Annotated in this window: 10 protein-coding genes; 4 read left to right on the top strand and 6 right to left on the bottom strand. The window is 71.7% G+C overall.

Annotated elements, in window-relative coordinates; genetic code table 11:
• Positions 1 to 20 precede the first annotated feature (20 nt).
• From ABD793_RS28915 to ABD793_RS28900, 4 genes are read left to right on the top strand one after another with little or no spacing between them, the layout of a single operon-like run.
• Positions 21 to 1,664: an ABC transporter substrate-binding protein gene (locus tag ABD793_RS28915; protein WP_344865637.1), complete on the top strand. Its 1,644-nt coding sequence runs from the start codon at positions 21 to 23 to the stop codon at positions 1,662 to 1,664.
• Positions 1,661 to 2,599, top strand: a complete 939-nt coding sequence (locus ABD793_RS28910) for an ABC transporter permease (RefSeq protein WP_344865635.1) — start codon at positions 1,661 to 1,663, stop codon at positions 2,597 to 2,599. The genes ABD793_RS28915 and ABD793_RS28910 overlap by 4 nt, the downstream gene beginning before the upstream one ends.
• A complete protein-coding gene (locus ABD793_RS28905; protein ID WP_344865633.1) occupies positions 2,596 to 3,399 on the top strand; it encodes an ABC transporter permease in 804 nt (267 codons plus the stop codon). Before ABD793_RS28910 ends, ABD793_RS28905 begins: the two co-directional genes overlap by 4 nt.
• Complete coding sequence (locus ABD793_RS28900; protein ID WP_344865631.1) at positions 3,396 to 4,979, top strand: dipeptide ABC transporter ATP-binding protein; 1,584 nt, start codon at positions 3,396 to 3,398, stop codon at positions 4,977 to 4,979. The genes ABD793_RS28905 and ABD793_RS28900 overlap by 4 nt, the downstream gene beginning before the upstream one ends.
• A 78-nt stretch (positions 4,980 to 5,057) precedes the next feature.
• Here ABD793_RS28900 and ABD793_RS28895 read toward each other — a convergent pair whose 3' ends face one another.
• From ABD793_RS28895 to ABD793_RS28870, 6 genes are read right to left on the bottom strand one after another with little or no spacing between them, the layout of a single operon-like run.
• Positions 5,058 to 5,510 (bottom strand): PaaI family thioesterase, encoded by a 453-nt coding sequence (locus ABD793_RS28895; protein WP_344865629.1) that lies wholly within the window; start codon positions 5,508 to 5,510, stop codon positions 5,058 to 5,060.
• On the bottom strand, positions 5,507 to 6,298 hold the full coding sequence (locus ABD793_RS28890; RefSeq protein ID WP_344865627.1) for a beta-ketoacyl-[acyl-carrier-protein] synthase family protein: 792 nt from the start codon (positions 6,296 to 6,298) through the stop codon (positions 5,507 to 5,509). The genes ABD793_RS28895 and ABD793_RS28890 overlap by 4 nt, the downstream gene beginning before the upstream one ends.
• Positions 6,299 to 6,323: 25 nt before the next feature.
• Positions 6,324 to 7,520 (bottom strand): beta-ketoacyl-[acyl-carrier-protein] synthase family protein, encoded by a 1,197-nt coding sequence (locus ABD793_RS28885; RefSeq protein ID WP_344865625.1) that lies wholly within the window; start codon positions 7,518 to 7,520, stop codon positions 6,324 to 6,326.
• Positions 7,510 to 7,773, bottom strand: coding sequence for a hypothetical protein (locus tag ABD793_RS28880; RefSeq protein WP_344865623.1), 264 nt, complete (start codon positions 7,771 to 7,773; stop codon positions 7,510 to 7,512). The genes ABD793_RS28885 and ABD793_RS28880 overlap by 11 nt, the downstream gene beginning before the upstream one ends.
• Positions 7,770 to 8,039: an acyl carrier protein gene (locus ABD793_RS28875; RefSeq protein WP_344865621.1), complete on the bottom strand. Its 270-nt coding sequence runs from the start codon at positions 8,037 to 8,039 to the stop codon at positions 7,770 to 7,772. Before ABD793_RS28875 ends, ABD793_RS28880 begins: the two co-directional genes overlap by 4 nt.
• A gap of 23 nt (positions 8,040 to 8,062) precedes the next feature.
• Positions 8,063 to 9,448: a class I adenylate-forming enzyme family protein gene (locus tag ABD793_RS28870; protein ID WP_344865619.1), complete on the bottom strand. Its 1,386-nt coding sequence runs from the start codon at positions 9,446 to 9,448 to the stop codon at positions 8,063 to 8,065.
• Between the last annotated feature and the right edge of the window lie 4 nt (positions 9,449 to 9,452).

Raw genomic sequence — 9,452 nt, 5'->3', positions numbered from 1 at the left:
CGGTACCCGGAGGAGCCCCCATGCGCTACAGGAACGCCCGTCGCCTCGCCGGACTGTCGCTGGCACTGGGGATCCTGGCCACGGCGTGCTCCGCCACCGCTTCGCCGACCGGCGAGGAGGCAACGCCGGTTTCCGGCGGCACGCTGACCGTCGCACTCGCGACCCAGCCGGGATGCATGGACAGCCAGGTGAGCCAGCAGGGCGTCACGAACACGATCAACCGCAACGTGCTCGACTCGCTGGTCTCGCAGGACGGGTCGGGCGGATACCACCCGTGGCTCGCGGCGTCGTGGGACATCAGCCCCGACCTCACCCGCTACACCTTCCACCTCCGCCACGACGTCACCTTCACCGATGGCACCGCGTTCGACGCCGAGGCGGTGAAGACCAACTTCGCGCGCATTGTTGCCCCGGCGACGAGGTCTCAGTTCGCCGCGGGACTGCTCGGTCCGTACGCGGGAACCGACGTGGTGGACCGGTACACCGTCGCCGTCCGGTTCACCAAGCCGTTCGCGCCGTTCCTCGCCGCCGCGGCGACCCCGAACCTCGGGTTCTACTCCCCCAAGGCGCTGGCGGAGCGCGGCGGCGAACTCTGCGGTGGCGGACCCGCCGCGGTGGGCACCGGTCCGTTCACCTTCACCTCGTTCGGCAAGGGACAGGGCGCGGTACTGACCAGAAATCCCGCGTACCGCTGGGCTCCGGCAACCGCCGCGCACCCCGGCCCGGCCTACCTCGACGAGATCGATTTCCGCTTCCTACCCGAGGAATCGGTCCGGGTGGGCACACTCACCAGCGGACAGGTCGACGTGGCGCTCGCGGTGCCGCCGTCGAACATCGCGACACTCCGGGACACCCCGTCCGTCCGGATCCTCCAGCGTGATGTGCCGGGCTCCGGCTACAACCTCTACCTCAACACCGCGATCGCACCGTTGGACGACCAGCGGGTGCGCAATGCGGTGCAGCGGGCGACCGATCTCGACGCCGACGTCCGCACTGTCTTCTTCGGACAGTACAACCGGGCCTGGAGCCCGCTGTCGCCCTCGACCGTCGGCTACGACAAAGCAGCCGAGCACAGCTGGCCCTTCGATCCGGGCATGGCCGACCACCTGCTGGACTCCGCGGGCTGGACCGGCCGCGACGGCGCGGGATACCGGACCCGCAACGGCGTCCGGCTCACGATCGACTGGCCTGCGCTGCCCGCCGACTACACGACGAACGGCAACGCGACCCTCGCCCAGGCGGTGCAGGCCGATCTGAAGCAGGTCGGCATCGAACTGACCCGCACCCCCTACGACATCGGCACCTACCTGCGCAAGATCCACGCCGGACAGCTCGCCGCCGCCGACGCCGGCTGGTCGGCGACCGACCCGGATCTGCTCAGGCTGTTCTTCAACTCGGCCGACGATCCGGCGCACGGCGGGCAGAACGTCACCCGCTTCGACGATCCGGAGCTCGACGCGTGGACCTCGGCGGCGGCCGCGACCCTCGACCCCGCCCGCCGCAGCGACCTCTACCGCAAGGTCCAGGCCCGGGTACTCGAACTCGGGCTCGTGGTACCGCTCTACACACCGTCCACTGTGGTCGGGACCGGCAGCAGGGTGCAGGGAATCGGCTTCGACGCGGCGGCCCAGCCCGCCTTCTTCGATGCCTGGGTCGCCGGGTGAACGCCGTCGCGCGGGCGGCGAAGGCAGTCGCCGGCGGGATCGGTGTCGTATGGGGCGCGGCGACGCTCGCCTTCTTCGCGCTGCATCTGGTCCCCGGCGACACCGCCGACATCCTGATGGGCACCCAGGCACTGACCTCGCCCCAGGTCCACCGCCGGATCACCGCCGAGCTCGGGCTCGACGAACCGCTGTGGAGCCAGTACCTGCGGTTCCTCGGCCATCTGATGCACGGTGATCTCGGTCGTTCGTACCAGCTCCGGCAGCCGGTGTGGACGCTGCTCGGCCAGAACGCATGGCCGACCGTGTCACTCGGCCTGGCCGCGCTCGTGCTCGCCCTCGTCGTGGGAACCGCGAGTGCGATCGCCACGGCCGGGCGCCGCCCCGCCTGGCGGGCCGCTGCGTCGGCCTGGGAGCTGACCGCGGTCTCGACGCCCTCGTTCTGGCTGGGCATCCTGCTGCTCACCGTCTTTTCCTTCCGGCTCCACTGGTTTCCCGTGGCGGGCCGGAACGGGATCACCGCGCTCGTGCTCCCCGCCGGCACCCTCGGGCTGCCGTTGGCCGGCACGATCGCGCAGGTCGTGCGCGAAAGCCTGGAAACGACCCTGCACCAGCCGTTCATGACCACCGCACGGGCTCGCGGGCTCGGCGGCATGGCACTGCGGTTGCGCCACGCACTGCGGCACGGCGCGTCGTCCCTGCTGACCCTGACCGGTTTGCTGTTCGGCTCGATCGTCGGCGGAGCCGTACTGGTGGAGAACGTGTTCGGCAGGCCGGGGCTCGGCTCGCTGACGGTGTCCGCGGTGACGAACAAGGACATGCCGGTGGTGACCGGGCTCGTGCTCGTGTCCGCGACGGCTTTCGTACTGGTCTCGGGCGTGGTTGCGCTGCTGCAGCCCCGCGTGGACCCGCGGCTGCGGCAACGGGTGTCCGCATGATCCGCCGGTACGTCCTGGCCGCGGCCCTGCTCCTGCCTGCCACGCTGATCGTCGCGGTCCCGGATCTTCTCTACCACCGCTCACCCACCGCGGTCGACCTGGCCGACGCACTGCGTCCTCCTTCGGGCGCGCATTGGTTCGGCACCGACCAGCTCGGACGCGATGTGCTCGCCCGGGTACTGCACGGCGCGGCGCCGTCCTGGTCGCTGGGCTTGGGGGCGACGGTATTCGCGCTGGCCGGCGGCATCCTGCTGGGCTTGCTGGCCGCCCTTGCCGGACGGGTCGCCGACCACCTCCTGCTCCGGGCGACCGATTTGCTGCTGTCGCTGCCGCCGCTGCTGCTCGCCCTGCTCGCGGTGACGGTGCTCGGCACCGGTCGTACCAACGTCATGCTCGCGGTCGCGATTGCCTTCATCCCGGTCTACGCGCGGATGGTGCGCAGCGAGGTACTGGCGGTACGCCGCTCGGGTTACGTCGAGGCGGCCGTCGGACTGGGTGTGCCGCGAGTCGTACTCGCGCTGCGGCACGTCGTGCCGAACACCCTCGGCCCGCTCAGCGTGCTCGGCACCATCGGGTTCGGCTCGGCCATCCTCTACGGCTCCGGGCTGAGCTTCCTCGGTCTCGGTGCCCGTCCGCCGGCACCGGAATGGGGGGCGATGCTCTCCGAAGGGCGCAGCTTCCTGGCGTCCGCCTGGTGGGTCGGTGTGTTCCCCGGCCTCGCCATCACCGTCTCGGTACTGGCCGTGACGGTGCTGGGCAGGCAGTTCCGCGTGCACCTGACCGGCAGGGAGAACCGATGAAAGCCGCCGAACCGCTGCTGTCCGTGTCCGGCCTCGAGGTGACGTTCCGTTCCCGCCGGGAGACGATCGAAGCGGTCCGGGACGTGTCCTTCACGCTGGCGGCCGGTCGCTGCCTTGCGCTCGTGGGGGAATCCGGTTCGGGCAAGAGCGTCACCGCGCGCAGCCTGCTCGGGCTGTCCGGCGGTGCGGTGCGCGCCGGGTCCCTCGCTCTCGCCGGAACCGAACTGTCTGATTTGGATGAACGCGGATGGCGGAAAGTCCGTGGCCGGCGGATAGCACTCGTGGCGCAGGACGCACTGACCGCACTCGACCCGCTTCGCACCGTGGGGGCCGAGGTTGGCGAGACGGTCCGGGTCCACGGGCTGGTACCGCGGGCCCGGCTGGCCGACCGCGTGCACACCGCGCTGCGGGACGCCGGGATACCGGACCCCGGCAGCCGGATCACCCAGTACCCCCACCAGCTGTCCGGCGGGCTGCGCCAGCGGGCGCTGCTCGCCGCCGCCCTCGGCGCCGAACCGGAACTGCTCGTCGCCGACGAACCGACCACCGCGCTGGACGTCACCGTGCAGCACCGGGTACTGGACCTGCTCCGCAGGCGAAAGGCAGCCGGCACCGCGATCCTGCTGATCAGCCACGACCTCGCGGTGGTCGCCGGCATCGCCGACGAGATCGCGGTGCTGCGGGAGGGCAGGCTCGTCGAACACGGCCCGGCCGACCGGGTGCTGCGCACCCCCGCCCATCCCTGCACCCGGGCGCTGCTCGCCGCCGTGCCTCGGCTGCCGGCGCGGCCTGCCCCGGCTACCGCACCTCCCGCCGCGCCGGTCGTGCTGTCCGTGGACCACGTCGCGCTTCGTTTCGGGTCCCGGCTCGCGGTGGACGACGTCTCGTTCCGGCTGCACGAGGCCGAGGTCGTGGGGTTGGTCGGGGAATCGGGCTCGGGCAAGACCACGCTGGCGAGGATCGCGCAGGGCCTGGCCGATCCCGACCGCGGGCAGGTGACGCTCGCGGGGCATCCGTGGTCGCTCGTCCCGGAACGCGAACGACGCCCGCTGCGCAGCCGCATCCAGGCCGTCCACCAGGATCCGGCCGGCTCGTTCGATCCCCGCCACCCGGTGGGCGCCATCCTGGACGAAGCCATCCGGGCTTCGGCCCGGCGAGAGAACCGGCGCGAGCGCGCGACCGAACTGCTCGAACTCGTCGGGCTGCCGGCGACGCTGCTGCGCAGACGGCCGAGCACGCTGTCCGGCGGACAACGTCAGCGGGTGGCCATCGCCCGCGCGCTCGCCACCCGGCCCGACGTGCTGGTGTGCGACGAGCCGGTTTCCGCGCTGGACGTGTCGATCCAGGCGCAGGTGCTCGAACTGCTGGCGAAGCTCCGCCGCGAACTCGGCCTGGCGATGCTGTTCATCTCGCACGACCTCGGCGTGGTCGGCGAAATCAGTGACCGGGTGCTGGTCATGAAGGACGGCCGGGTGGTGGAATCGGGGCCGGCCGCAGAGCTGTTCACCGAGCCCCGGCACGAGTACACGCGCGAACTCCTCGCCGCAGTACCGCAATTGCCCGCGCCCTCGACCGGCTGAGCGCTGCACGACGCGAGGGTGGGCGTGCTGCCGCGGCAGCCCGCCCACCCGGCCTGCGTCGTCACGATCGGGCCGTGGTCATCCGCGCACCAGGTTCGTGCCGTTCGGCTGTGCCGAGGGAGCCGGGCGCCGCCGGATCTGGCAGGTGAGCCGCGCGGTGCACAGCAGGCGATCCCGCTCGTCGGTCAGGACGACGTTGTACGTGGCAACGCCCTTGCCGAGGTAAGCGGGGGTGCAGACGCCGGTGACCACCCCGCTGCGCGCGGGCCAGTGGTGGGTACAGGACAGTTCTTGGCCCAGCACGATCCCTCTCGGACCGGCGTGGAGCACCGCGGCGAGCGAGCCGAGGGTTTCGGCGAGTGCCGCACTCGCCCCGCCGTGCAGGAACCCGTAGTACTGGCCGTTGCCCGCGACGGGCATGGTGCCGACGAGACGGTCCGGGTCCCAGTCCGTGACGGTGATCCCGAGCTTCGCCGGGAGCAGGTTCGAATCGGTCAGCATCGCCGGGTCGAACGGCAGTTCCGGAATCATGCTCCGGCCGTCCGTCCGAGGGAAAGCCGTGCCCCGCCGGGAAACGGCGGTCCGTAGGACACCGGCGCGCTCCGCGCCCGCTCGGCCGCGACGTGCAGGCCCACCAGTCCCTCGAGCCAGCCGAAGGAACGGTCGACGGGGTCCCGCGGCCCCGTGCGTTCTCCTTCGGCCACCACCCGGACCCCCGCGCCCGCACGACGGAGCAGGAACGCCACCGCCGTGTCGCCGTCGGCAGGCCGCGACGGGGAATCCCGCCCACCCGCACGCGCGTACCCCGCCGCGAGCCGTTCGTTGACCGCCATCTCCACACCGATCACGAGCACCTGACGCACGGATTCGTCGGTGAGCAGCAGATCCGCCGCGCGCAGGGTCTCCTCGCCCTCGTCGTCGCGGACCGAAAGGCAGGTGACCGGCCCGGAGATGCCGTACTCCTGACCGAGATGGCCGAGGATCGAAGTCGTCACCGACTGGAAGAACAGCAGCGGGCTGTGCACCTGGCCGGCGATCAGCCGGCGGGTCGAAGTGTCGAGCGTGGTGGGATCACCCGACAGCGTGCCCAGCACGATCGCGGTGGCGGGCCCGTCCGCGCCGATCAGGTCCGCACCGGGCTCGCCGAGGCAGCCGACCACCGCGCGCCGCACGATCGGGCTGAAGCGGGAGAGCACGAAGCCCTTGATCGGCGGCAGCTCCGGATCCGCCGCACCGGGCCGATCCGGGTCCCGCTGCGGCCATGGAGTCACGCACGCGGTGGCCGCGATCACCCTCGGCACGTCGAACAGCGCGGTCACAGTGACCAGCTCCTTCACAGTGGTCCTACAGTTTTTCCAGCAACAGCGCGGCATTCACCCCGCCGAAGGCCGCGTTCAGCGACAACGCGTAGCGCGGATCCGCCCGGCGCGGCTCGTTCGGCACGCAGTCGAGGTCGCACTCCGGATCGGCGACGTCGTAACCCGCGGTCGGCGGCAGCACACCCGCGCGCAGTGCCACCGCGGTGATCACCGCCTCGACCGCACCGGTGGCTTCGAGCATGTGCCCGGTGGTGCTCTTGGTCGAGCTGACCGGCGGCGGGTCTGCGCCGAACAGCCGGTGCAGTGCGGCGGTCTCGGCCACGTCGTTGAGCGGTGTGCCGGTGCCGTGCGCATTGACGTACCCGACCTGCGCCGGCGCGACCCCGGCCACGGCGAGTGCGGCCGTCGCCGCCTTCGCCAGCCCCTTGCCTTCCGGATGCGGCTGGATGACGTGGAACGCGTCGGCCGCCATCCCCCAGCCCGCGATCCGGACGAGCGGTTCGGCCCCGCGGGCACGCGCGGACTCGGCGGATTCCAGCACCAGCGTCGCGACCCCGTCGCCGAGCAGCAGCCCGGACCGGCCCTTGGTGAACGGCCGCACGCGGTCCGCGCGGGTCAGCGCCCGCCCGGAATCGAAGCGGGAGAACACGTCCTCGCCGACCACGTAGGCACCGCCCGCGAGGACCCGGTCCACCCGTCCGGAGCGGATGAGCTGGGCTCCGTGCACGACCGCATTCGTGGAGGCGACACAGGCGTTCACATAGGCGATCCGCGGCCGCCCCAGCCCCAGTGACTCGGCGAGGACGTGCGGCAGCTGCGCCGGCAGGCTGTCGGTGACATCAGGTGCGCCGGACTGCCCGGCCCCGTCCACCGCCTCCCAGAACGCGCGATTGCGGTTGTGGTCGCCGTTCGTGCCGAGCAATACCGCCGCCGAAGCCCGCTCCCGTGCGGTCAGCCCGGCCTGCGCCAGTGCCGCGCGCCCGCACGCCTCGAGGATCTCCGCCTGCGTCGGCGTCGAACCGGGCCCGACCGGCACCCCGGGCACCGCCGGACCGTCGCCGCCGAACGCGGCGGCGTGTCCGGCCCGAAACGGCGTGGCGTCGAACCGGGTCACCGGTGCGAACCCCGGCCTGCCTGCGAAGACCCCGTCACGCAGAGCCTGCTCGCCGAATCCGAACGCGGTGAACACGCCGTACCCGGTGATCACCACGTCATGCCCCATGGGGCACCTCCGCGGCGGCGACCCGGGCGGGAAACCGCTGCCGGAGGTAGCCGTGGATGCCGTCGACCGAGTCGAAGTCGCCTTGGTCCTCCTCATCGAGGTCCACGGCCAGCCCGTGCCGTTCGTCGAGCAGGTGCACGATCCACACCAGCGTCAGCGAATCCAGTGCGAGCCGGGCATCGTCGCGCAGCTCGTCGTCCGGCTCCCGGTGCAGGCTCTCCCGGAGCAGGACCCGGATGTCCTCTTTGGTCACCACTGGACCGCCTCGACGGTCTCGTAGTGCGCCGAGACCGTGTCCACGAACCCGCCGAGCGTCTTGACCACCGACGGATCGACCGCCTCCTCCGGGATCTTGAAGGCGAAGTGGTTCTCGACCTGGACGATGAGCTCCACTGTGGACAACGAGTCGAGCTCCAGCCCGCCGTCGCCGAGCGACGTTTCCTCGGTCACGTCGTCCACCGGCACGAGCATCGTCTCGCTCAGCACTTCGAGCACGAAGGTCTTGATCTTCTCACGCATGGTTTCCTCCACCTCGGAGCCGGTCACGCGTGCGCCGCCGAGTAGGCGCCGCGCAGTAGTTCGTGGTTGCGGATGAGCTTCCCGTTCGCGGTCCGCGGCAGGTCGGCGACGACCCGGAAGCGGCGCGGGATCTTGTAGTGCGCGAGCCGGTCCCGGCACCACGACGTCAGTTCGTCGGCGCTCAGCGCTGCCGCGGTGGCGACGTGCGCTTCGATCACGTCCGACCGGACCACCACCGCATCGGTGATCTCCTCGTGCGAGCGCAGCACGCTTTCGATCTCGCCGAGGTCGACCTTGAGCCCGCCGACCACGACGACCGAATCGGCTCTGCCCCCGACCGTGAGCACCCCGGAGACCGGGTCCACCGCACCCGCGTCGTAGGTGCGCAGCCAGCCGTCCCGGAACCGGGCCACCCCGTCGTCGAGCAGGTAGGGCGACTCTCCCGTGTGGACGTGCAGCTCACCCGCTTCCGCCCGGACCCGCAGCCCGGCCACGGCCGGGCCGACCGCGGGCGGGTCGTGCCGCCCGGCCGGATCGGCGGCGATGATGCCGACCTCGGTCATCCCGTACGCCTGGCCGATGCGGACCCCGAACCGGTCCCGGAACCGCGTGAAGACCTCCGCTGCAAGCAGCTCGCCACCCGAGACCGCCAGCCGCAGCCGCGGCGGCACAGCCGCGTCCGTGGTCGCCGCGAGCAGGGCGAAGTGGGCGGGCACCCCGAACAGCGCGTCCGCCTGCTCGCCGTGGACGACGTCGAGCACTCCCCTCGGCTGGGCGCTGCGGGAGAACACGATGCGGACACCGGCGTTGAGCCCGTGCAACACCCCGCCGACCAGGCCCAGTGAGTGGATGATCGAGTTCAGCAGCAGCACCGTGTCGCCCCGTCCCGGCATGTCGTCGATCGCGGCGAACCGGTCGATCTCGGCGAGCAGGGCGCCGGCGGTACGGCCGATCACCTTGGGCGCGCCGGTGGAGCCGGAACTGAACTGCACCAGCACGTGCGGGGTCGCCGCCGGCCGTCCTCCGCGCCGGCGGCGGACCACCACCTCGCACTCGTCCCGGAACGGGCTCAGCACCCGGCCGGGACCGTCGAAGGAGACGAAGACCTCGGGCTCGGTCAGCGCGAGCAGGGTGTCGATCTCCGCCCGTTTGAGCCGCGAGTCGAACAACGCCACCTGCGCACCCCGCGCCCACAGCCCGAAAAGCGTCCACAGAGTGGTGAAACTGGGCAGGGTGTGCAGCGCGACCGTGGTGCCGGGACCCACCCCGTGCGCGGCGAAGATCCGTTCCTGTTCGGCCACCCGGGTGCGCAGTTCGGCGTGGGTCACCGCACGGCCGCCCACAGCCCAGATCTCGTCGGCGGGACCGCGCCCGAGCAGTTCCGCTCCCCACCAGTGCCTCGATGTCATGACC

The organism is Amycolatopsis ultiminotia (assembly GCF_039536925.1).
GTDB classification, from domain to species: Bacteria; Actinomycetota; Actinomycetes; order Mycobacteriales; family Pseudonocardiaceae; genus Amycolatopsis; species Amycolatopsis ultiminotia.
Note: the sequence above shows the minus strand (reverse complement) of the source record. Positions and strands in the feature narration are given on the sequence as shown.

Coding starts and splice junctions, on each gene's coding strand:
- ABD793_RS28870 (WP_344865619.1), bottom strand. CDS start 9,448: ATGACATCGAGGCACTGGTGGGGAGCGGAACTGCTCGGGCGCGGTCCC.
- ABD793_RS28885 (WP_344865625.1), bottom strand. CDS start 7,520: ATGGGGCATGACGTGGTGATCACCGGGTACGGCGTGTTCACCGCGTTC.
- ABD793_RS28915 (WP_344865637.1), top strand. CDS start 21: ATGCGCTACAGGAACGCCCGTCGCCTCGCCGGACTGTCGCTGGCACTG.
- ABD793_RS28900 (WP_344865631.1), top strand. CDS start 3,396: ATGAAAGCCGCCGAACCGCTGCTGTCCGTGTCCGGCCTCGAGGTGACG.
- ABD793_RS28905 (WP_344865633.1), top strand. CDS start 2,596: ATGATCCGCCGGTACGTCCTGGCCGCGGCCCTGCTCCTGCCTGCCACG.
- ABD793_RS28895 (WP_344865629.1), bottom strand. CDS start 5,510: ATGATTCCGGAACTGCCGTTCGACCCGGCGATGCTGACCGATTCGAAC.
- ABD793_RS28875 (WP_344865621.1), bottom strand. CDS start 8,039: ATGCGTGAGAAGATCAAGACCTTCGTGCTCGAAGTGCTGAGCGAGACG.